Annotated in this window: 20 protein-coding genes and 1 tRNA gene; 14 read left to right on the top strand and 7 right to left on the bottom strand. The window is 68.6% G+C overall.

The genetic code is table 11. The features are described from left to right. Positions 1-35: 35 nt before the first annotated feature. Positions 36-689 carry an SDR family oxidoreductase gene (locus ACWIGI_RS17895; protein ID WP_454203508.1) on the bottom strand — a complete coding sequence of 218 codons (654 nt, stop codon included), beginning with the start codon at positions 687-689 and terminating at the stop codon, positions 36-38. A 150-nt stretch (positions 690-839) separates the two neighbouring features. Here ACWIGI_RS17895 and ACWIGI_RS17890 point away from each other — a divergent pair, with 150 nt between their 5' ends. Together ACWIGI_RS17890 and ACWIGI_RS17885 are read left to right on the top strand one after the other, a co-directional pair. Beyond that, complete coding sequence (locus ACWIGI_RS17890; RefSeq protein WP_454203507.1) at positions 840-2,018, top strand: Ca2+-dependent phosphoinositide-specific phospholipase C; 1,179 nt, start codon at positions 840-842, stop codon at positions 2,016-2,018. 73 nt (positions 2,019-2,091) lie between these two features. Next, on the top strand, positions 2,092-2,646 hold the full coding sequence (locus tag ACWIGI_RS17885; RefSeq protein WP_454203506.1) for a potassium channel family protein: 555 nt from the start codon (positions 2,092-2,094) through the stop codon (positions 2,644-2,646). A 180-nt stretch (positions 2,647-2,826) separates the two neighbouring features. Here the strand turns inward: ACWIGI_RS17885 and ACWIGI_RS17880 are convergent, their stop codons facing one another. After that, positions 2,827-3,948 carry an acyl-CoA dehydrogenase family protein gene (locus ACWIGI_RS17880; RefSeq protein ID WP_454203659.1) on the bottom strand — a complete coding sequence of 374 codons (1,122 nt, stop codon included), beginning with the start codon at positions 3,946-3,948 and terminating at the stop codon, positions 2,827-2,829. 148 nt (positions 3,949-4,096) lie between these two features. Beyond that, positions 4,097-5,101: an AraC family transcriptional regulator gene (locus ACWIGI_RS17875; protein WP_454203505.1), complete on the bottom strand. Its 1,005-nt coding sequence runs from the start codon at positions 5,099-5,101 to the stop codon at positions 4,097-4,099. Between the two features lie 86 nt (positions 5,102-5,187). On the opposite strand from ACWIGI_RS17875, the gene ACWIGI_RS17870 reads away from it, so the two are divergent. The 3 genes from ACWIGI_RS17870 to ACWIGI_RS17860 all read left to right on the top strand — a co-directional run bounded on the left by ACWIGI_RS17870 (position 5,188) and on the right by ACWIGI_RS17860 (position 8,064). Further along, positions 5,188-5,261 (top strand) — tRNA-Met (locus ACWIGI_RS17870). A 397-nt stretch (positions 5,262-5,658) separates the two neighbouring features. Beyond that, positions 5,659-6,495 (top strand): SDR family oxidoreductase, encoded by an 837-nt coding sequence (locus ACWIGI_RS17865; RefSeq protein ID WP_454203504.1) that lies wholly within the window; start codon positions 5,659-5,661, stop codon positions 6,493-6,495. A 108-nt stretch (positions 6,496-6,603) separates the two neighbouring features. After that, positions 6,604-8,064, top strand: coding sequence for an MFS transporter (locus ACWIGI_RS17860; protein ID WP_454203503.1), 1,461 nt, complete (start codon positions 6,604-6,606; stop codon positions 8,062-8,064). A gap of 139 nt (positions 8,065-8,203) precedes the next feature. Here the strand turns inward: ACWIGI_RS17860 and ACWIGI_RS17855 are convergent, their stop codons facing one another. The 3 genes from ACWIGI_RS17855 to ACWIGI_RS17845 form a co-directional block, all read right to left on the bottom strand. Beyond that, positions 8,204-9,061 carry an SDR family NAD(P)-dependent oxidoreductase gene (locus tag ACWIGI_RS17855; protein WP_454203502.1) on the bottom strand — a complete coding sequence of 286 codons (858 nt, stop codon included), beginning with the start codon at positions 9,059-9,061 and terminating at the stop codon, positions 8,204-8,206. A 39-nt stretch (positions 9,062-9,100) separates the two neighbouring features. Continuing rightward, complete coding sequence (locus ACWIGI_RS17850; RefSeq protein WP_454203501.1) at positions 9,101-9,940, bottom strand: oxidoreductase; 840 nt, start codon at positions 9,938-9,940, stop codon at positions 9,101-9,103. 204 nt (positions 9,941-10,144) lie between these two features. Further along, positions 10,145-11,761, bottom strand: a complete 1,617-nt coding sequence (locus ACWIGI_RS17845) for a tannase/feruloyl esterase family alpha/beta hydrolase (RefSeq protein WP_454203500.1) — start codon at positions 11,759-11,761, stop codon at positions 10,145-10,147. A 269-nt stretch (positions 11,762-12,030) separates the two neighbouring features. On the opposite strand from ACWIGI_RS17845, the gene ACWIGI_RS17840 reads away from it, so the two are divergent. The 4 genes from ACWIGI_RS17840 (at position 12,031) to ACWIGI_RS17825 (ending at position 16,645) form a co-directional block, all read left to right on the top strand. Continuing rightward, positions 12,031-12,882 carry an alpha/beta fold hydrolase gene (locus tag ACWIGI_RS17840; RefSeq protein ID WP_454203499.1) on the top strand — a complete coding sequence of 284 codons (852 nt, stop codon included), beginning with the start codon at positions 12,031-12,033 and terminating at the stop codon, positions 12,880-12,882. Between the two features lie 34 nt (positions 12,883-12,916). After that, positions 12,917-13,363, top strand: a complete 447-nt coding sequence (locus tag ACWIGI_RS17835) for a VOC family protein (protein ID WP_454203498.1) — start codon at positions 12,917-12,919, stop codon at positions 13,361-13,363. A 23-nt stretch (positions 13,364-13,386) separates the two neighbouring features. Further along, positions 13,387-14,835, top strand: coding sequence for a dihydrolipoyl dehydrogenase family protein (locus ACWIGI_RS17830; protein WP_454203497.1), 1,449 nt, complete (start codon positions 13,387-13,389; stop codon positions 14,833-14,835). A 199-nt stretch (positions 14,836-15,034) separates the two neighbouring features. Next, positions 15,035-16,645 (top strand): ABC-F family ATP-binding cassette domain-containing protein, encoded by a 1,611-nt coding sequence (locus ACWIGI_RS17825; protein WP_454203496.1) that lies wholly within the window; start codon positions 15,035-15,037, stop codon positions 16,643-16,645. Between the two features lie 52 nt (positions 16,646-16,697). On the opposite strand, the gene ACWIGI_RS17820 is transcribed toward ACWIGI_RS17825, so the two are convergent. Continuing rightward, complete coding sequence (locus tag ACWIGI_RS17820; RefSeq protein WP_454203495.1) at positions 16,698-17,750, bottom strand: alpha/beta fold hydrolase; 1,053 nt, start codon at positions 17,748-17,750, stop codon at positions 16,698-16,700. 213 nt (positions 17,751-17,963) lie between these two features. On the opposite strand from ACWIGI_RS17820, the gene ACWIGI_RS17815 reads away from it, so the two are divergent. From ACWIGI_RS17815 to ACWIGI_RS17795, 5 genes are all read left to right on the top strand, one after another. Beyond that, complete coding sequence (locus ACWIGI_RS17815) at positions 17,964-18,392, top strand: hypothetical protein (protein WP_454203494.1); 429 nt, start codon at positions 17,964-17,966, stop codon at positions 18,390-18,392. Beyond that, positions 18,392-19,330 carry an alpha/beta fold hydrolase gene (locus ACWIGI_RS17810; protein WP_454203493.1) on the top strand — a complete coding sequence of 313 codons (939 nt, stop codon included), beginning with the start codon at positions 18,392-18,394 and terminating at the stop codon, positions 19,328-19,330. Before ACWIGI_RS17815 ends, ACWIGI_RS17810 begins: the two co-directional genes overlap by 1 nt. Beyond that, complete coding sequence (locus tag ACWIGI_RS17805) at positions 19,327-19,467, top strand: hypothetical protein (protein WP_454203492.1); 141 nt, start codon at positions 19,327-19,329, stop codon at positions 19,465-19,467. The genes ACWIGI_RS17810 and ACWIGI_RS17805 overlap by 4 nt, the downstream gene beginning before the upstream one ends. A 415-nt stretch (positions 19,468-19,882) precedes the next feature. Continuing rightward, positions 19,883-20,356 (top strand): hypothetical protein, encoded by a 474-nt coding sequence (locus ACWIGI_RS17800; protein WP_454203491.1) that lies wholly within the window; start codon positions 19,883-19,885, stop codon positions 20,354-20,356. A gap of 521 nt (positions 20,357-20,877) precedes the next feature. Next, the gene (locus ACWIGI_RS17795) at positions 20,878-21,279 is read left to right on the top strand and encodes a hypothetical protein (protein WP_454203490.1); all 402 of its coding nucleotides are present in this window, start codon (positions 20,878-20,880) and stop codon (positions 21,277-21,279) included. Positions 21,280-21,460: the final 181 nt, after the last annotated feature.

The raw sequence follows: 21,460 nt of genomic DNA, 5'->3' as shown, positions 1-21,460 counted from the left end.
CCTTTGCACTGCAGCGGTAATGCTCGCCTAGCTGCCTAGCTTCGGAGTGCCGCAACCGCTTTCTCGACGCTCTCTGTTCCACTGATCAATTCCAGCGTCTGCCGCGCACCGCTCCCGGTGATCAGCAGTTCCGCGAGCACCGCCGCCACATCGGCTCGCGGAATGCTCCCGGCGGTAACGGAGTCGGAGAGCTGCACCTGCCCGGTGGCGGGCTCGTCGGTCAGTCGTCCCGGGCGCAGGATCGTCCATGCCAGGTCGCGGCCGCGAAGGTCGTCCTCCGCTTGGGTTTTCGCGTCGATGTAGGCGACCCAGGACTCGTCGCCGCCCGCCGGCGGCTTGCCCGCGCCCATGGTGGAGATCTGGAGGAAGCGCCCGATGCCCGCGCGCACGGCGGCGTCGGCGAGCAGGATCGAGCCGTCGCGGTCGACGGTGTACTTGCGGTCGGGGCCGCTGCCGGGGCCCGCGCCTGCGGCGAACACCACGGCGTCGGTGCCCGCGAGGGCGGTCGCCAGCGTCTCGGCGTCGGACCGCTCGAGGTCGAGTACGAGTGGTTCGCCGCCCGCGGCCTCGATGTCCGCGCCGTGCGCGGGATTGCGTACGACGCCCCGTACCGTGTGGCCCCGCTCGCTCAGGATCCGGCTGAGCTGCAGGGCGATCTGCCCGTGTCCTCCGATGATGGCGATGCGCATGGGCGCGAGTCTAGGCCGCGCGCGGCGGTCCGGGCCGTCGCGACAGCCGGGCGCACGCAATCTGGTCAATCGACCAACGGCGCGGGCGATGATCATGTTTACTACCGCGCGGGGGAGGAGCGACGCCGACCCCGCCGTGTAGGAGACCGTATGAAAGCCGTTACGCCCGAGCCGGTTCGCCGACAACTACGGGAGCGGCGAACGGCGGGAACGGCATTGGCCGCCGCCGCGATCGCCGCGATCGTCTGCACCGGCTCCGCGCAGGCGGCCCCGGTGACCACTCGCGCGGACAGTTCGGCTTTCGACGCCGTACCGCTGAACGAGGTCTCGGTGTCGGGCCTGCACAACGCCTACGAGCGGACCAAGGGCGCGTCGATCGCGGATGTCCTGGACACCGGCGCGCGGCTGCTGGAACTCGACGTCTACACCACCTACGGCGGTGAGCGCGGATGGATCGTCAGCCATACCAACCCGCTGGCGAACGACAACAACTGCGCGTCCGCCCCGGGTTCGGCCGGCGCGGGCAGCTCCGGGAGTGGGGCGCTGTCCGGGAGTTCTGCGCTGTCCGGCAGTGCGGGCGGTTCCGGATCTGCCGGGGGCAGCGGCGATTTCAGCAGCTGCCTGGACGCGCTGCGGGCGTGGAGCGACAGCAATCCCGGCCACGACCCGGTCTATCTCAAGATCGAGTTGAAGTGGGGCTTCCGCGGTCGCGCGGGCATGGGCCCCGCCCAGTTGGACAGCCTCGTCGCCGATCACCTCGGACGGAACAGGGTGTTCGCGCCCGCGGATCTCCTCGGGTCCGCCCACGAGACCCTGGACGAGGCGGTCACCACCGCGGGCTGGCCCACCTGGAATCAAATGCGCGGCAAGTTCATTCTCTATCCGATCACCGGCACGGTCGAGAACACCCTGGCGGACTACGAACTCGACAACGTGCCGACCGAACAGGAGTACGCGAACCATCTCGATCGGCTGGCCGCCGCCGGGCAGGCGGATCGGGCCATGATGTTCCCCGCCCTGTCCTCGGCCGCCGGTAACGGTGATCCGCGCACGAGATACGAAGCGCGCCTGCGCCCCTGGTTCGTGATCTTCGACGATCAGGCCACGGACTGGCTCGGCGATCCGAATCTGCCGTCCTACTGCGCCAATCGCTATCTGACGGTGGCGACCGGGGCCGACGGCGTGCCCCCGGCGCTGGCGGCCGACGCCGATCCAGCCGCCGTGGCCCAGCGGGTGCAGTTCCTGGCCGAGACGATCCATCCCAGCGCGACGACCTTCGATTGGATGCATGTGCCCGCAGCGTTCATCGTGCGCTCTCGCAACTGCTGACCCCCGAACGCGGCCTCGACACCCGCGATTCCGGGTACCACGGCGCGGGCGCTCGCCGCCGTAGCATCACTCCATGTCGAAACGGCCTGGTGAGAGCAGAAATTCGGGGTCGCGGCGCCGGCCGATCTACCGTGTGATGCTGCGCCCGGCCCTGGTCCTGACGGCCTTCACCGTCGCGTACTTCGTGCTGCCGTTCGATCAGCTCGACGACGTCCCGGCGGTGGTGCTGCTGATCGTCGGCCTGGCGCTGGTGTTCGCGCTGTGCGCCTGGCAGGTGAATCGCATTCTGCGGGTAGATCGCCCGTTCGAGCAGGCCGCCGAGGCCCTCGCCACGGTCTTCGGCGCCTACCTGATCGCCTTCGCGACGATCTACTACCTACTGTCCCTGGCCGATTCCGCGAGTTTCGGTGCGGCCCTGACCAAACTCGACGCCCTCTACTTCACCGTGACGGTCTTCGCGACGGTCGGTTTCGGCGACATCGTCGCGGTGACGCAGCTGTCCAAGGGTTTCGTCCTGGTTCAGATGCTGGGCAATCTGCTGCTGCTCGGCATGGCCCTGCGCCTGATCACCGCCTCGGCCCGGGTTCGGAAGCGGCAATTGCGTTCCGCCAGGGGGTCCGCCCGATGATCAGGTTCTGATCGGCGGCGCGACAGTTCGACGTCAGCCCAACTCGAACTCGATACCGGCCACCCGCACCGAGGTTTCGATCGGCTCGGTGGTCGTGACCTGATAGGCGCCGTCGACGGGGTTGCAGAACGGCCCCGGCATCACCGTGTGATGCCGGGGCCGTGAGCCGGTCGCGTCGACCTACAGCGTCCGCCCGATGATCAGCTTCATGATCTCGTTCGTGCCGCCGTAGATCTTCTGGATGCGCGCGTCGGCGTACATCCGGGAGATCGGGTACTCGGCCATGTAGCCGTAGCCGCCGAACAGCTGCAGGCACTCGTCGGCGACCTTGCACTGCTGCTCGGTCAGCCACCACTTGGCCTTGGCGGCGGTGGGCACGTCGAGCTCGCCGCGCAGGTGCTTGCTGACGCAGTCGTCGGTGAAGCTCCAGGCGATGGTCTTGATCGTGTCGCACTCGGCGAGGGTGAACTGGGTGTTCTGGAAGGCGAAGACCGGCTTGCCGAAGGCCTCGCGCTCCTTGGTGTAGGCCAGGGTGACCTCGACGGTCTTCTCGATCGCGGCTGCGGCGATGACGGCCAGGATCAGGCGCTCCTGCGGCAGCTGCTGCATGAGCTGGATGAAGCCCATGCCTTCCACGGTGCCGAGCAGGTGCGTCTGCGGCACCCGGACGTTGTCGAAGAACAGCTCGCAGGTGTCCTGCCCGTGCTGGCCGATCTTCTCCAGGTTGCGCCCGCGCCGGAAGCCCTCGCGCGCGGTCTCGACCAGGACCAGCGAGACCGCGTCCGCGCCCTTGCCCTCACCGGTCTTGCAGGCCACGATCACCAGGTCGGCCAGGTAGCCGTTGGTGATGAAGGTCTTTGCGCCGTTGATGACGTAGTCGTCGCCGTCCTTGACCGCCTTGGTCTTGATGGACTGCAGGTCCGAGCCGGTGCCGGGCTCGGTCATGGCGATGGCGCCGACGATCTCGCCGGAGGCCATCTTGGGCAGCCATTCGCGCTTCTGCTCCTCGGTGCCGTAGGCGAGCAGGTAGTGCGCGACGATGCCGCTGTGCACGGGGTTGCCGAGGCTGGGCGCGAGCCCGCGCACCTGCTCGGCCAGCACGACGGCCTCGTGCGCGAAGGTGCCGCCACCGCCGCCGTACTCCTCGGGGATGCTCAGGCACAGCAGGCCGAGCTCGCCGGCGCGGTTCCAGAGCTCACGGTCGACGTGGTGCTGCCGTCCCCACCGGTCCTCGTTGGGTGCGCAATCCTTTTCGAAGAAGCGGCGCGCCAGATCGGCGAGCGCGTCCAGGTCCTCGTCCATCCACGGCGAGCGATGCAGGGCCACGAGTTGAACTCCTCTGTTCGTGTCGGCTCTGATCGAACGGTAGGACGGTATTGCCGTCGCGCCAATGACCGGCTCGCTCGAATTCTTGACCGTAGTGCTCGAGCGTCCAGTGGGGGTGTGAGCGCTAGTGCTGGTACGACCCGGGCGGGCTGCCGGTCCAGCGCCGGAAGGCCCGCGAGAACGCGCTGGCCTCGGAGAATCCGAGCCGCCGGGCGAGCGCGGTGACGGTCTCGTCCCCCCGCACCAGGCTCGCGATGGCGGCGTCGCGCAGGATCTGCTCGCGGATCCGGGTGACCGAGGTGTGCTCGTCGTGCAGCCTGCGGCGCAGGGTCTGCGGGCTCATGGCGAGTTCGGCGGCGATGTCGTCCGCGCTCGGCCACGGCCCCGAGAGCCCGCGTTCGAGGGCGCGCCGCACCTGCGCGGCGAGCGAGACCGAGTAGTCGCGGGTGCCCAGCACCCCCGCGGGCGCGTTGCGCAGGAACGACGCCAGTTCGTCCTGGCTGCGGTCGACGGGTACGTCCAGCAGCGCCGCGTCGAAAACCAGTGCGGGCGCGGCCGCGCCGAAGCGCACCGGTGCCCCGAAAATCGAGTCGTAGTCATCGATTTCGGGATCCTCCGTGTACGGCACCTCGACGCGCAGCAGCGGCAGTCGCCGCCCGCCGGCCCAGCTGAGATAGCGGTGGGTGATGGTCAGCATGGTGTCGATGATCAGCCCGACCGGGTGGACGATCCCGCCGAGATCGAACCCGACCCGCGCCTCGTCCCCGGAGACGGTGAGCGCCAACGGCGGAATCCCCGGCAGCGACCGCCGGAAACTCTCGAACCGCCGAATCCCCTCGCCGAGCGAGGGCGCCCCCATCAGCGCGAAACACACCAGCCGCAACGTCCCGCGCGGCACCGGCGCCAGCCCGAGCCCCAGCAGTTCGTCGTCGGTGTCCCGCCACAGCCGCTGCACCAGCGCCGTGGCCTGGTCCGCGGTGACTCGGGACTTGCCCTCCGCCAGCAGGATCGGCGAGATCCCGACGTCGTCGAGTATTCCCCCGACGTCCCACCCCCGCCGCTCGGCCAGCTCCACGATGGCGCGCACCCGCTGGATAGGCAGCGTGTTGCGGGCGTGTGAAGGCGGCACCCCCAGAAGGTACCAACCAGGTCAGGCCCCCGGCGCGCCGCGTTTTGGGATATCGGGCCCCCGGTGTGTAGTGTTCTTTTCACCGACGCGGGGTGGAGCAGCTCGGTAGCTCGCTGGGCTCATAACCCAGAGGTCGCAGGTTCAAATCCTGTCCCCGCTACTAGGCAGAACGGCCCGGAACCACTTGGTTCCGGGCCGTTTTCGCGTTCTGCCGGCATTGCCGACCCCCTTCGATGTCATGGATGCGGTGTCGTAGCGGGGGTTTCGCGGCGTCCCGGCATGTAGCGGACGGCGTTTTCGAGGCAACCTCCCGACCGCCGGATGGCCAGTGAGACAGAGTCGTCGGGCAGCCGTCCAGCGCCCGCTTCGCGGCAGTTCCGGTGCCCCCGCGGCGGCCGAGGAGCACCAGATTTCGCCCACGACCGCGCCTCTCGATCGATCAGTGCAGCTCAGAGCCAATTTCGAGCGATGTGCGAATTGAAATGGAATAGATCATTCCGTTCTGTTAGAGTCGTGCCATGCGATCGACCGGATCGCGGCTGTGAAGGGAAAAGCTCATGTACTTGGTTATCGGCGCCACCGCCCACTTCGGCCGTCAGGCCGTGGACGCACTGCTGGCAGCGGGGCTGCCGGTGCGCGCGCTGACCCGCCGGCCGGAGACCGCGGGAATGCCCGAGGGCGTCGAGGTGGTCGCGGGGGACCTCACCTCCGAGGGCGCTCTGGTGGAACCGCTTTCGGGTGTCGAGGCGATCTTCCTGGTGCTGCCGTACCAGATGGATGTGACCCCGTTGCTGGCCGCGGCGCGGACCGCGGGGGTGCGGCGCATCGTGTTCCTGTCCTCGGGCGCGGTGGTGGACGGCGCGGAGCGGCAGCCCGATGTCATCGCGGCCTACCACCACGAGGTGGAGCGGGCGATCGTGGCGTCGGGGATCGAATCGACGTTCCTGCGACTGTTCTTCCCCGCCATCAACTCGCTGTCCTTCGCCATGCAGCTCGCGGGCGGCGACGTGATCCGCGCGGCGTACGGGCGGGCCGCGGCGGCCCCGATTCACGAGAACGACGTGGCCGACGTGGTCGCGGCGGTGCTGCCGGGCGGGCACGCCGGGCGGGTGTACGAGCTCACCGGGCCGGAGTCGCTCACCCAGGTCGAGCAGGTCGAAATCCTCGGACGGGCGCTGAATCGGCCGCTGGTCTTCGAGGAGCTGGACGACGCGCCGGTGCGCGCGCAGATGGCGCAGTTCATGGACGCCGAGTTCATCAACGCGCTCTTCGATCTGATGGCCGCCACGGTCGGTAAGCCCGCGCCGGTCAACGAACTCGTCGCCGAGCTGACCGGGCACGCCCCGCGCGGATACGCCGAGTGGGTCGGCGACCACCTCGCCGACTTCTCCTGATCTGCCAAGTAAGCACCGCACCAGCGCTTTTCGCGGTGCGGGGGATCGGCTTCGGATCCCCCGCACCGCGTCTCGAACCCGTTCGCCATCTCAGCCCCGGAGACACCAGTGACCATCACGACCGAACCCGCCGTCGAAACATCAACGTCCGCAACCACTTCCGCCGCCCCGCTGCCGCGCCGCTGGCTCGGGCTGGTGGCGATCCTGTCCGCCACGCTGCTGAATCTGCTCGACGCCACCATCGTCACCGTCGCCGCGCCGGCGATTCGCGGTGATCTCGGCGGTTCGGCCGCCACGGTGCAGTGGCTCAGCGCCGGGTACACCCTGGCCATGGCGATCGGCCTGCTCACCGGCGGCCGGCTCGGCGACATGTACGGCCGAAAGCGCGTGCTGCTCATCGGATTGACCGGATTCCTGTTCACCTCCCTGGTGTGCGGTGTCGCGGGTTCGATCGATGCCCTGCTCATCGGCCGGGTGGCACAGGGCCTGTTCGCCGCCGTCATGGTGCCGCAGTGCTTCGGCCTGATCCGTGATCTGTTCGGCCGCGAATTCGGCAGGGCCTATGCGGCTTTCGGCCCGCTCATCGGTATCGCCACCATCGCGGGACCGATCGTGGCCGGACTGCTCGTCGACGCCGATCTGTTCGGCACCGGGTGGCGCGCGATCTTCCTGATGAACCTGCCGCTCGGCGCGGTGGCCCTGGGACTGGGCGTGTGGATCCTGCCCGCCGCCGCTCCGATGCCGGGCCTGACCCTGGATCTGCGCGGCGCGATCGTCGCGGGACTCGGTATGGGCATGCTGCTCTACCCGCTGGTGGAAGGCCGGGAACTGGGCTGGCCGTGGTGGTTGTCGGCCATGCTCGCCGCCTCGATTCCGGTGCTCGGCCTGTTCGCCCTCGATCAGGTTCGCCGCTCCCGCGCCGGACGCACCGTCCTGGTGGAGCTGAGCGTGTTCGCCAAGCGGTCGTACTCGTCCGGCATCGGTTTCGTCACCGTGTTCTTCGGCGGCGTCGGCGGTTTCTCCCTCGCGGTGGGCCTGTTCCTGCAGCTGGGCCTGGGCTACGGCGCCCTGCGCGCCAGCCTGACCATGGCCCCCTGGGCGGTCGGCGCGTTCCTCGGCTCCGGCGTCAGCGCGGTCCTGGCCCCCAGGCTCGGCCGCAAGGTCCTGCACCTCGGCCTGACCGGCATGCTCCTCGGCCTCATCGCCCTGTTCTTCCAGTTCGGCGCGACCACGGCCCCGAGCCCACTGGCCCTGTCGCCCGCCCTACTGCTCTACGGCCTCGGCATGGGCGTCATCTTCGTCCCCCTCTTCGGCATCATCGTGGGCGACCTCGAGGACCACGAGGTGGGTTCCGCCTCCGGCCTGCTGGAGTCCTTCCAGCAGGGCGCGGCCGCCCTCGGCGTGGCGGTCCTGGGCACCATCTTCTTCAGTGCCTTCGCCCTCGGCGACACCCCCGAAACCGCCCTCACCGCAATCCGTTCCGTCACGGCGGTGACCATCCTGCTGACGTTCGCCTCCTTCGCCGTGGTCTTCGGCCTCCCCAAACACGCGGCATCCCAACCACACTGAGCCAGCCCTCCCGAGTAGCCGGACCCAGGTCCGGCTACTCGCCGTTGTGTCATCTCGCGAAACGAGGCGGCGGTCGACACAGAGCGCACTCGTCGTTCGCCGCGCGAGCCGGAGGGCCTGCCTCCCCGGATCCGCCCCGTCAGATCACCGCGTTCGCGGCGCTCCCTGGAAAGTCCGTACTCAGCGCGAAGTCCGCGCCCGCGTCGAATTCGGCTCGAAACCGGTCGAGTTTGTCTCCGATCCGCCGCCGCGCATCGCTGCCCAGTGCGACCCAGTGCCGCGGCCGGGCGGAGGTCACGCTCTCGTAGATGGCTGCGGCGGCTTTCGCCGGGTCACCGGGGAACATCTCCGGGGTGAGGTCGTCGAGCATGTCGCGGAAGGCGCCGGCGGTGGCCGCGTAGTCCTCGATCGGCAGGCCGGAGGCTTTCGTGCGATGTTCGATCCCGGTGCGGAAGGAACCGGGCTGGATCACCATGGCGTGCAGTCCAAGTGGTTCGATCTCCTGCCACAGCGCCTCGGTGAACCCTTCCAGGGCGAACTTGCTGGCCGAGTAGTAGCCGTTGGCGGGCAAGCTGGCGAAGCCGTCCATGGAGGAGACGTTGACGACTATCCCCGCGTGGCGACGCCGCATGCCGGGCAGGACTTCTCGGGTCAGGGCGACGGCACCGAAGAAGTTGATCTCGAACAGCCTGCGATAGTCGGATTCGTCCTGTTCCTCCAGCGCGCCGACGAAGTCGATCGCGGCGTTGTTCACGAGAACGTCGATCGCGCCGAAGCGATCGAGCGCGGCCCGGACGCCGTTGGCGCGGTCCTCGGCGTCTGTGACGTCGAGCCGGAGCGCCAGCGCGGTTTCCGGGTAACGCGATGCCAATTCGGTGGTACTCGGGGTCGAGCTCGCGGCCAGCACCGCCTGGTCTCCACGGGCCAGGACATGTTCGGCGAGCGCCCTGCCCAGCCCTCGGGAAGCGCCGGTGATCAGCCAGGTCTTGCGGTTCATGAGAAGTACTCCTTCGACGTTGTGATCGGCCCGTGGCCGCTACTGCCCCGGGGGAAAATCGGCGGCGGCACTGGCTTCGGCCCACCTGCGTGTCTCGTCCGCGCGGTCGGCGCCGGCCGTCAGGGCGGCCGTCACAGCCTGAGCGCCGAGCAGCAGCCGGCGCGGCGGGTCGTCCTGACCGACGACGTCGATGATCACGCCGGCCGCGCGGGCCGGGTCGCCGGGCTGCGTGCCGTTGTTTTCCTTCCGGTACCGGTTCATGGCGCCGACGGTGTCCTCGTAGTCGGCCCCCACCGCGTGGAGCTCCATCGACGAGCCCTGCCAATCCGTTCGGAAAGCGCCGGGCTCCACGATGATCACCTTGATGCCGAACGGCGCGACCTCGGCGGCCAGCACCTCGGAGAAGCCCTCGACGGCGAACTTCGCGCTCTGGTACGCGCCCATGCCCGGGGTGCCGCCGACCCGGCCGCCGAGCGAGGAGAACTGTACGAAGACTCCCGACCGCTGCGCGCGCAGCACCGGCAGCGCGGCCCGGGTGACGTTGACGACCCCGAAGAAGTTCGCCTCGAACTGCTCGCGGAAGTCCTTCTCGGTCATCTCCTCGATGGGAGCGCTGTTGGCGTACCCGGCGTTGTTCACCACCACGTCCAGGCGCCCGAACGCGGCCACCGCGTCGTCCACGGCGGCGCGGGCCGCATCCGCGTCGGTGACGTCCAGGGCGGCCGTACGAACACGCGCGCCGTAGCGGGACACCAGATCCGCCAGCTGCTCCGGCCGCCGAGCCGTGGCGAGTACCTGATCGCCGCTCTCCAGAACGGCTTCGGCCAGACGCCGGCCGAAACCCCTGGAGGCGCCGGTGATCATCCATGTACGAGACATATCAATTACCTTTCGCAGAGTGCCGAAACCCGGCGACACCACTGTCTCTTCGGTTGTGCGCCCGGCACATCCGTCATCTGGCGCCGAGTCATCGGGACAGTCATTCCATGCGGTGCCGGTGACCACCGAGCTCGCTTCTTCGTGGTCCGGAATACGGGTCCGGCCCGACCCCTTCGAGGGGGTCGGTCCGGACCGGGGTCGGGGTCAGGAAGCGGGCGGGACGCAGCGGAAGCTGGTCGGGGCCGCCGGATCGCCGTCGCCCGAGTAGCGGGAGACGAACGGAAGACGGCAGATGTCGCGGGCGACCGTCTGTCCGGTGGCGGTCGTCAGGTCCGCCCGCAGCACGTCCGGAGCTTTGCCCTCCTCGACCCACGCCGTCAGGGCGGTCAGGTCGTTGCTTCCGGCGAGCGCGCAATGACCGACGCCCGGAGCCAGGAACACGCGGTAGAAATCGTCCACCTCCGTGGTGCCCCCCAGTCGCGCGTCCACACGGTCGCGGTAGTCGACGGTGCCGGCGGTGGGAATGAGCTGGTCGGCGTAGCCCTGCCAGGTGATGATCTTGCCGCCCGCGTCGCGGAACGCCGACAGGTCCGGGTCCGTGGTGCCGATGATCGAGTCGAACTCGGAGCGAGCCTGCTGGAAGATCTGATCGAACTGCGCGTAGGTGATGTTCGCGGTGTCGAAGGCGGGCTGCTTCTCCACGAAGTTGGCGACCCACTGGGCGGGGACGGGGAACGGCGAGCCCACGGTCACGCCGTCGGGTCCGGTGGTGCTGGCCGTCAGATTGCTGAAGTCGGCGCCGATCGGCAGTCCGTACCAGAGCTGTCGGCCACTGACGTCGCGCGGACCGTCCCAGATCTTGCGCACCACTTCGGCATCGGCTGCGCTGATCGTGTAATCCTTGCCCTCGCAGGCGACCGTGGAGCCGATCAAGCTCCGCGGGTCGAAGTCGCAGCGGCTCGGGTCACTGATCAGACCGTCGGCGATACCGTCCCGCGGATCGCAGGCCGCGACCGCTGCCTGGTTGAAGGCCTTGAATTCGCACGGGGTGGGGAAGGTGTGCTCCTGCTTCATCACCACCTGCGGCCAGAGCGTGGCGACCTCGAACTGATTCCAGTTGATGGCCGGGGCGTCGGCGTTGATGCCGTCGAAGTCGTCCGGGTACTTCTGGGCCTCCATGTAGCCCTGTCGTCCACCGGTGGAGCAGCCGTTCCAGTAGGAGTAGGACGCGGCGTGCCCGTAGACCTCGGTGACAACCTGCTTGCCGACCACGGCCAGCTCGTGCGCTGATCGGGACGAAAAGTTCTCCAGCAGTGCGGCATTGATCCGGCCGTTCGAGTCCAGCGCCCAGCTGCTGTCCAGACCGCTGGTATCGACGCCGGCATCGGTTGTTCCCGCCGCGTAGCCCTGCTTGACGGCCGCGGCCACGCCGCCGATGTTCCCGGCGGCGTATGCGGCGCCGCCCACCGCTTGGAATCGACCGTTCCACCCGGATTCCGGCAGCCAAACCTGCACCGTGACATGGTCGTTCGCGCCGGGGTGGGTCAGCGCGAGGGTTACTTCACAGTGCGCGGGGACATCGGCCACCGGGTACCCGCCCAGCGGCGGGGTCCCGGGGACCTGGAATGTTCCCGCGGGGACGGCGGTGGCGGTCAGCGACTCCACGGCCGCACCGGCCGGTGCCGGTAGCCGAAAAGTATTGCAGTGGAACGCGTTGTCCGCGGTGGTGGATTCGTTCGACCGGTCCACCAGTGCGTACGTCACGACAGCACCCGCCGCCGTGATGCCGGCGGCCGCGAGTGCCAGTACTCGTCGTTTCAAGATCTCTCCTCGGTTGGAATCGCACCCACTGTGTCCGGCACGCCACCACCGGCACATCGGTCGAATGACGCTCGGACGACGTAATTCCGGCTCGGGCGAGGTGATGCGCGGGGTTGAACGGTCCGTCAGCGCGTCGCGGCCTCTTCGGCACTGCGCGACGCGACGACTGACGTCGATACCGGCGTCATCTGACGGATGCACCGCCGGGGTCGCGGCGACAACAGTGGAACCGCACACTCCGCAATCACCAGTCATAAGGACGAAATCCGATGGTCAACAACGGAAATGGACGAAACAAGCGACGCTCTGTCCGGGCTGCGGCCGCGCTGGTGGCCGGTGCCGCGGGTCTGAGCCTCGCCGTCGCCTGCTCCTCGAAAGCCGTCACCCACGCCGGCCCCGACGAGGACGCGCCGCGACCGACCATCGTGCTCGAGCACGGTGCGTTCGCCGACGGATCCAGCTGGAACGAGGTGATCGCGAAGCTGACCAGGGACCGGTATCCCGTGGTGGCGGCGGCCAACCCGCTGCGTGGCCCGGCCGGTGATGCCGCCGCGCTGCGCAGCGTGATCAGCAACATCGGCGGGCCCGTGATTCTGGTCGGGCATTCCTACGGCGGCTCGGTCATCAGTACCGCGGCGGCCGGGAACGAGAAGGTCAAGGGGCTCGTCTACGTGGCCGCGTTCCTGCCCGCACCGGGCGAGTCCGCGCTCGAACTGACCAACAGGTACCCGGGCTCCACGCTGGCGGGAACGTTGAACCCGGTGCCGTTCACCGATTCCGACGGCCGTACCGGCACCGATCTCTACATCCAGCGGGACAAGTTCCCCGCTCAGTTCGCGGCCGATGTTCCCGCGGACCGCGCCGCGCTCGCCGCCGCGGCGCAGCGGCCGATAGCCCAGTCGGCCCTCGAGGAGAAGGCCACCGTCGCGGCCTGGAACGAGAAGCCGAGCTGGGACATCGTCACCACCGCGGACCTGAACATCCCGGTCGCGGCGCAGCGCTTCATGGCCGAGCGGGCCCACGCACAGGTCACCGAGGTCGACGCCTCGCATTCGGTCGCCGTCTCGCATCCGGATGTGGTCGTCGAGGTGATCGAGAAGGCCGCCGCAGCCACCCGCTGACCCGAAATCCCTTCCACCACAGGAGAACACGATCATGGATATGAAACTGGAAGTCGTCGTGCTGCCCGTCGCCGATGCCGACCGTGCGAAGGCGTTCTACGTCGATCGGCTCGGATTCCGTCTCGACGCCGACTTCACGGTGGATGACGGCTACCGCGTGATTCAGGTGACCCCGCCCGGCTCCGAGTGCTCGCTCATCTTCGGTACCGGCGTCACCGTCGCCGCGCCCGGATCGCTGGACGGGTTGCACCTCGTCGTCACCGATATCGACGCCGCGCTCGCCGAACTCACCGAACGCGGCGTCGTCGCCGACGGACCGTTCCGGGACGCGACCGGTGTCTTCCACCACGCCGGCACCACCGCCCGCGTCCCCGGAGCGCCTCCGGAGCGCCGCAGCTATGGATCCTTCGCCGCCTTCCACGATCCGGACGGCAATGGCTGGTTCCTGCAAGAAGTCACCCGGCGCGCACCCGGCCGCTGAATCCCGAACTCCGAAAGCACATCATGTCCGACGAGACCATCCAGACCTACGACGTCATAGTCCTCGGTGCCGGGCCGGTCGGTGAGAATGTCGCCGACCGCACCAGCGCCGCCGGACTGCGCACCGTCATCATCGAATCCCACCTGGTCGGCGGCGAATGCTCCTACTGGGCATGCGAACCCAGCAAGGCGCTGCTGCGTCCGGCCCTGCTGTACGGCGAAGCCGCGCGGTTCCCCGGCGTCGCGAGCGCGGTGACCGGTCCGCTCGATGCCCGTGCGGTTCTGAAACACCGCGACCGGATGGTCGCGGAGTGGAACGACCGGGGTCAGGTCGACTGGCTCGACTCCGCGGGAATCACGCTCGTTCGCGGCCACGGGCGCCTCGACGGTGTCCGGCGGGTCACGGTCGACACCCCGGACGGCGGCACCGTGCGCCTGCGCGCCCGGCACGCGGTCGCGGTCTGCACGGGCACTCGCGCGGCGCTGCCCCCGTGGCCGGACCTGGATACGTTGCGGCCGTGGACGAGTCGCGAGGCCACCGGCGCCGCGGAGGTGCCGAGTCGACTCGCCGTGCTGGGCGCGGGTGTGGTCGCGGTCGAAATGGCCACGGCCTGGCGGGCTCTCGGCTCGGAGGTGGTCCTCATCGCCCGGGAGTCACGGCTGCTCACCCGCGTCGAACCCTTCGCCGCGGACCTGGTGGCCGACCGGCTCCGCGCGGCGGGCGTCGACCTGCGCTTCGGCTCGGGCATCGCGGCCGCCGAACGGACGGGCGGTCCCGGCGGCAGCGTGCGGCTGAGTCTGGCCGACGGCACCCGAATCGTCGTCGACGAACTGCTGCTCGCGACGGGTCGTGCGCCGCGCACCGAGGACATCGGCGCGGAGACGATCGGCATCGCCCCGGGGGAGTGGCTCACCACCGACGACACATTCACGGTGACCGCGGCCGAGGGCGAATGGCTCTATGCCGTAGGCGATGTCAACCACCGGGCGCTGCTCACCCACCAGGGCAAGTATCAAGCGCGGATCGCCGGCACTGTCATCGCCGATCGGGCGGCAGGCAGGGAACTCGACATGTCCCCGTGGGGACGGCACACGGGAACCGCCGATCACCACGCCGTCCCACAGGTCGTGTTCACCGATCCGGAAATCGCCGCCGTCGGACTCACCACCGAGGACGCGGCCCGCGCGGGCCTGCGCGTCGATGTCGTCGACTACGACATCGGCCGGGTCGCCGGTGCGATACAACACGATCCGGACTATCGCGGGCGAGCGCGCGTCCTCGTCGATCCCGAACGCCGGGTGATCGTGGGGGCCACCTTCGCCGGAGCCGGCGTCGCCGAACTCCTGCATTCGGCCACCATCGCCATCACCGGCGAGATCACCCTCGACCGGCTGTGGCACGCGGTGCCCTCGTTCCCGACCATCAGCGAGGTGTGGCTGCGGCTCCTCGAGACCTATCGGGACCGGCGGTGAGGGCGTAGGCGGTCCGGGCCGGACGAGCGGTGTCCCGCCGCTGGTAGGGTGGTCGCGTGCTCACCGAGGAAGTCGACAGGATCTAGCCGCCCAGTCGAAGGCGGCGCTTTCTCACACACATTCTTGCCTTCGTCTGGCTCCGTGACGTCCGAAATCACGTGCGGCCCGCTCGTTCACGAGCAGGAAGAGTCGACGACCCATGTCCTTCACGAACTCGGCCACATCCATGTCCACCGCCATCACCCTGCACGATCTGTCCTTCGAATGGCCGGACGGCGCCGTCGCGCTGTCCGGGATCGACGGCACGATCGGCACCGGTCGCACCGGTCTGGTCGGCCGCAACGGCGCCGGAAAATCGACGCTGCTGCGGCTGATCGCCGGGCTGCTGGCGCCCACCTCCGGGCGCATCGACACCGCCGGTGAGGTGGGCTATCTCCCGCAGACGCTCACCCTCGGCCGCGACGCCACCCTCGCGCGACTGCTCGGCATCGCGGATAAGGTCGCGGCCCTGCGCGCCATAGAATCCGGCGATACCGCCGACGAGCACTTCGAGACGATCGGCGACGAGTGGGACATCGAGGCCCGCGCCGACGAGGCGCTGCACGAAATCGGTTTCAGCGCAGCCGATCTGGACCGCCGAGTCGGGGAGATATCGGGCGGTGAAGCCGTGCTGATCGCGATCACCGGATTGCGTCTGCGCCGCACGCCGATCACCCTGCTGGACGAGCCGACCAACAATCTCGATCGCGAAACCCGGGCCGCGCTGGCCGGGTTCGTGGACTCGTGGCCGGGCACCCTCGTGGTGGTGAGTCACGATCTCGAACTGCTCGAGCGTATGGACGCCACCGCGGAGTTGCACGGTGCGACGCTGGAGGTATTCGGCGGGCCCTACAGCGCCTGGAAACGATACGTGGAACAGGAGCAGGCGGCGGCGATGCAGGCGGCCCGGACCGCCGAACAGGCGTTGAAGGTCGAGAAGCGCCAGCGTGTCGAGGCCGAGACGAAACTCGCCCGCCGTGAGCGCACCGCCCGCGCGACACGCAAGGACGGTGGCATTCCGCGGATCCTCGCGGGCAATCGGGCGAGCCGGGCGCAGGGGTCGGCCGGGGCCATGCGCACCACGCTGGACGCCAAAGTCGTTGCCGCCCAGGAGATCCTCGATGCCGCGTCGTCGCGGGTCCGCCGCGACGAACATATCCATCTCGAGCTGCCCGATCCGGAGGTGCCGCGCGGGCGTCGCATCGCGGAACTGGGCGACGGCGACCGCCGCGTCATCATCCAGGGTCCGGAACGTGTCGCCCTGATCGGCCCCAACGGTGCGGGGAAGACGACGCTGATCGAGCACCTGCTCGCGGGCGGTGACCCGGACCGTGGCGCCCTGTTCACCGATCGGGTGGGGTACCTGCCGCAACGGCTGGACAACCTGGACGAACAGGCCGGCGCGCTCGACAACGTCCACGCCGTGGCCACCACGACGCCGCCCGGGGCGATCCGAAATCATCTGGCCCGCTTACTGCTTCGAGGGGACGCTGTGGAGCGGCCGGTCTCGACACTGTCGGGTGGTGAGCGTTTCCGAGTGTCTCTGGCGCGTCTGCTGTTCGCCGATCCGCCGGCGCAACTGTTGATTCTCGACGAGCCGACCAACAATCTCGATATCGCCAGCGTGGATCAGCTGGTCGAGGCCCTGGGCGCCTATCGCGGCGCGATTCTGGTTGTCAGCCATGACTATCCGTTCCTGCGTCGGATCGGGATCGAGACGGTCATCGAGCTCGACGGCGAGGGCGGTACGCGGCGCCGCGACGCGCTGTAGGCGGCGGTCGGTCGGACCCGGCGCTGTGGCCGGGCCCGGCTGCCGTGCGAGATCAGAGATGATCGGCGTCGATGATCGCCTGGGCGAACGGCTTCGGCGCTTCCTGCGGGACGTCGTGCCCGATGCCGTCGAGCACGCGGTGCTCGTACTTCCCGGTGAATTTGGCGCGGTAGGCCTTGCCGTCCTTGGCCGCACCGTCGAAGTCGCTGCCGATCGTGATGGTGGGCACCGAGATCGCCGGTCCGGTGGCGAGCTGCTGTTCGTAGGCGTCGTACTGGGGCTCGCCCGGGGCCAGGCCCAAGCGCCACCGGTAGTTGGAGATGACGATGTCCACCTGATCCGGATTGTCGAAGGCGGCGGCGGTGCGGTCGTAGGTCGCGTCGTCGAAGTTCCAGGCGGGGGAGGCGCGCTTCCAGATCAGCTTGTTGAAGTCGTGCCGATTCCGGTCGTAGCCGAGCCGGCCGCGCTCGGTGGCGAAGTAGTACTGGTACCACCAGCCCAGTTCGGCCTCGGGCGGCAGCGGCTGCTGCTGGGCGGCCTGCTGGGTGATGATGTAGCCGCTCACCGCGACCATGGCCTTGACCCGCTGCGGCCACAGCGCGGCGATGATGTCGACAGTGCGTGCGCCCCAGTCGAATCCGCCGAGCACGGCCTTGTCGATGTGCAGGGCGTCCATGAAATCGACGATGTCGCGGGCGATGGCCGACTGCTGTCCGTTCCGGACCGTCTGTGCGGACAGGAAGGTGGTCTCGCCGTAGCCGCGCAGGAACGGGACCAGCACTCGATACCCGGATTCGGCCAGCAGCGGAGCGACGTCGGCGTAGCTGTAGGCGTCGTAGGGCCAGCCGTGCAGCAGGATCACGGGCTGCCCGGTGGCCGGTCCGAACTCGGCGTAGGCGACATCGAGGACCCCGGCGTTGATCTTCTTGATCGGGCCCAGGTTGGTGTTGGCTCCCGAGCCCGCCCGCAGGGCAGCCCCCGGGACGGTCGTGGGAGTGATGGTCGTGGGCGCGGAGGTGGAGTCCGTGGAGCAGGCGGTGAGGGAAGCCGCGGTCACGCCCGCGGCCAGTACCCCAGCGAAAAGTCCTCGTCGATTGATGTTCATGGCGACGACGCTAGGTAGCGCGCCCGCCCGGCCGCGTGCGTCGGATGACGTAATCCGCGTGGTTCGGTCGCACGGCCGGTGGGCCCTGCTCCCTGCCGGCCGCCGCCGCGACCCCGCATCCGGAACCGGTCGCGACTGCCCTTCCCGGATTACGTCGGGACAGCGTCATCTGACAGATTCGGCGCACTGCCGTCGGCGGCGAAGGTATTTTCCATGGCTACCATCCGCTTTCACCTGATGTCCACACTGTCCCCCGCCGAGGTCATGCACGTGCTCACCGACTTCGGGCCCACGCGGCCCGAGGTGTGGCCGAGCATCGACGCCGACCACTTCACCGTCCACGCTCGCGGCGAGAATTGGGCCGAAGTCACCGAGGGCACCGCCGCCGCCTGGGAGCGCGCCCGCTACGAGTGGGACCCGGCCGGGGACACCGTCACCATCACCACGTTGGATTCCAAGCATTTCGGCCCGGGCGGCGGCTGGGTCTTCAAGGTCACGCCGGATCTGCCCGGCTGCCGGGTCGATGTCGAACTGACCCGCACTCCGCGGGCCCTCAAAGGGAAGATCCTGGCGGCGCTGCTGCCCCTGGTCGGGCCGTCCTCGCTGCGCAAGTCCTTCGCCGCGCCGCTGCGGGCCGCGTGATGGCCGCGCCGCAGACCCGCGCGGCACTCGCGCCCGGGACGCATGCCTTCGATTCCGACGGCGTCACCCAGCGATATCACGTGTACGGCACGGGCCCCGTCTGCCTGGCGCATCCGGGCGGGCCGGGCATCCACTGGGAGTACCTGCGCATGCCCGAGCTCGAGAAACACCTGACCATGGTGTACGTCGAGGCGCTCGGCACCGGCGAGTCCGGCCGGTTGCCGACGCATCCGAACGGGTACACCCGCGAGCGCTACAGCATTGCGCTGCAACGGATCATCGCGCACCTCGGCGTGCCGTCGGTGTATCTGCTCGGTCACTCGCACGGCGCCTTCGTCGCCGCCTACCACGCGATCCACCGCCCGGCCGGGCTCGCGGGCGTCATCCTCTACGAGGGTGCGCCGGTGACCGGACCCGAGCACGGTGCGGAGGCAAACCGGCGGCTGCAGGAGTTCGCCGCCGCGCACGCCGACCAACCCGGACTGGATGACGTGCTCGCGGCATTCGGTGGAATGCAGGACATTACGAGTGACGAGCAGACCGTCGCCGTTGCCCGCGGCGTCCTGCCGTCCTATATCGCCGGCTACTGGAGCGACGAACAACGCTGGGCGCCACTGCGAGACGGGTTGCGCGCTACTTACATCTCCGGACTCGACGCGCTCGGTTCCCCCGACCACATCGACGACCGCGCCGCGCTGCCGAAACTGACCGTCCCGGCACTGGTCATCGTGGGTTTGTTCGACGTCATCTGCGGCCCGCGCTGGGCACGGGAACTGCACGACCTCATCCCCGGTTCGCAGCTGGTGATCCTCGAAAACAGCGGTCACATGGGACATCTGGAGGAGTCCGAGCGGTTCGCCGACGCCGTCCGGAACTTCGTCCTCTCGACCCGGCCGCTGTCACCGAGCGAGACCGGTCCCGAAAGGCTCGCGAGATGAAGCGACCACACCACGAACACCACATGGTCGCGGAGCTTTTCGTCTGCGGACCGATCGCGCTGCTGATCTGGTCGGAGACCGCCGTACTGCACGGCCGGGGACCGTCCGTACGGGAGCTCATGGGCTCCGGATCGTAATGGCGGCACCGGGGTTCGGCGCGCGTGCGGGACGACGCACCCCGGTGCCGGGATCGGTTCGCGTGCCCCGGTCGCGGGTCTGCATGGTCGACGAGGTGTGCATGGAGGAAGAGCTCTACACCGCTTCGTCGTCGAAGATGTCTTCAAGAACCTGACCTTCACCGCTCGCGGCCACTCGCCGTTGTGCCACCCCACGAAACGAGGTCGTGGTCAACGATGTCCCCGTCCGGCCAAGGTCGAACGCACGCCCACTTCGATAGGCTGTCGCTCCGTGATCAGAACTCGGACAGTCGGGCATCTGCTGCTCCTTATCGGCACAGCGGTATACACGGTCTCGTGTGGCACTTCGTCGCCTGACACTCCAGCATCTCCCGCTGCGCCGAAAAAGGTCTGCACTGCGACATCGGCTGACGCAATGCATACGAGTGAGCGTGGTGCCGGCGGGTTCGCCATCGAGGTTCCGCGCCTGCGTGATTGGACGCAGCAACAGATGGCCGACTCCGCCCCCGGCTTCGTGCTGCATCGCTTCGAACTCCCAGCCGATGGAACAGGCGAGATGGGCAGCGCCACGATCACTGTCGCGGCGTTCAGCCCGGCCGACACCACCGACGCCGCGTACGCCAATCTGGATGTTCTCAGGCCGACCGGCGAGGGGTGGAAGCAAACCCTGCACGAGAGCGTCGAGGTGTGCGGTGTACGTGGGGTTCGGGTATCAGGCACCACCGACCTCGGTGGACTCGGCATGCGCCAGGACTACCTCGAACTCGCGTACGACCTCAACGGCAAGGTATACCCGATCCAGATCACAAGTCAGGTGAAATTGCCTGACCCGCAAGGATTTACCGCAGACGTAGAGACGATCCTGAACGGCGTGCGGATGCTCCCCTAGTCACCGACCCGCCCGGGATCGCTCTCGTTGTCTCCGTCAGTTCCAGAGTCTGCGGACGCCGAGAGCGCGGTTGGCCGCATCGAGGTCGATTCGGACCGCATCCGCGATACGGCTGGTAGTCCTCTCGGCTGATCTCGTGCTGGGCTCGTCACCGCGGTGACGAGCGTGCTGACCGTCGCCTCCTTCGTCCTCTCGAAAGACACGGCACCCCAACGGCACTGAGTCACCACCTCTGGGCTCAGGACCCAGAGGCCGCGGGTTCGAGTCCTGTCCCGCTACCAGCGAATACAGCCCTGGAAGAGCTGTCTGAGGACCGTATTTCGTTGTCGCGGCTTCGAATAGGGCAGTTGCCAGGTGCAGTTCGGGTGCCCCCGAAACTAGGGGCACAGCGGCGGTATCACCGGGTCACTTGCGAACGATAGTGTTCGTGGAACCGGGTTCTCCGGGATGACGAATGGAGTGTCTACGTGAGTGGAGGAACCATGAATGGTCGTCGAATTGTCTGGGGCGCACAGTGTTTGATGGCGGCCGGAGCGACCGTGGCGTTGACCGCCGCGCCGGCCTCGGCGGCGGAGGTGGTCGACCTGGTGATCGGGTTCAGCAACGGAACCCTCTACGTCGGCGGGACCTACGCGCTGACCGCGACGGCCACCGGCGGCGCCCTGGGCTCGGTGTCGATGCTGCCCTTCGTTCCCGGCGGGGTCGTGTTCGAGGACAACGGGGCCTGCGTCGGCACGGCCAAACCGTCGTACGCGAGTTCCGCGTCCGTGAACTGGACCCCGAGCGTTGTCGGTGAACACACCCTCACCGCCACGTACGAGGGCAGCAGCAAGACGATCGTCGTCACCGTGGTGCCGCTCGCCGACGGGACGACGAGCGTGCCGGCGAAGCCGGGCAACTGCTCGGGCACCGGCAGCGCGTAGTCGGACCGGCGATTTTTCGTGCACTATGACCACCCATGTGGCGGCAAACCGCCGGTCCGGGGCCGATCGTGCACGAAAATGCGGCCCCGACCCCGTCGGATCCCTCGGCGAGATCGACGCCCGATCCCCGCGTCGAAGGCGCGCCTGCCGATCTGCCTGATTTGTTCCACTTCCGGTGGGA

The organism is Nocardia sp. NPDC055321, assembly GCF_053645575.1.
This window is presented reverse-complemented; position numbering and strand designations above follow the sequence as displayed.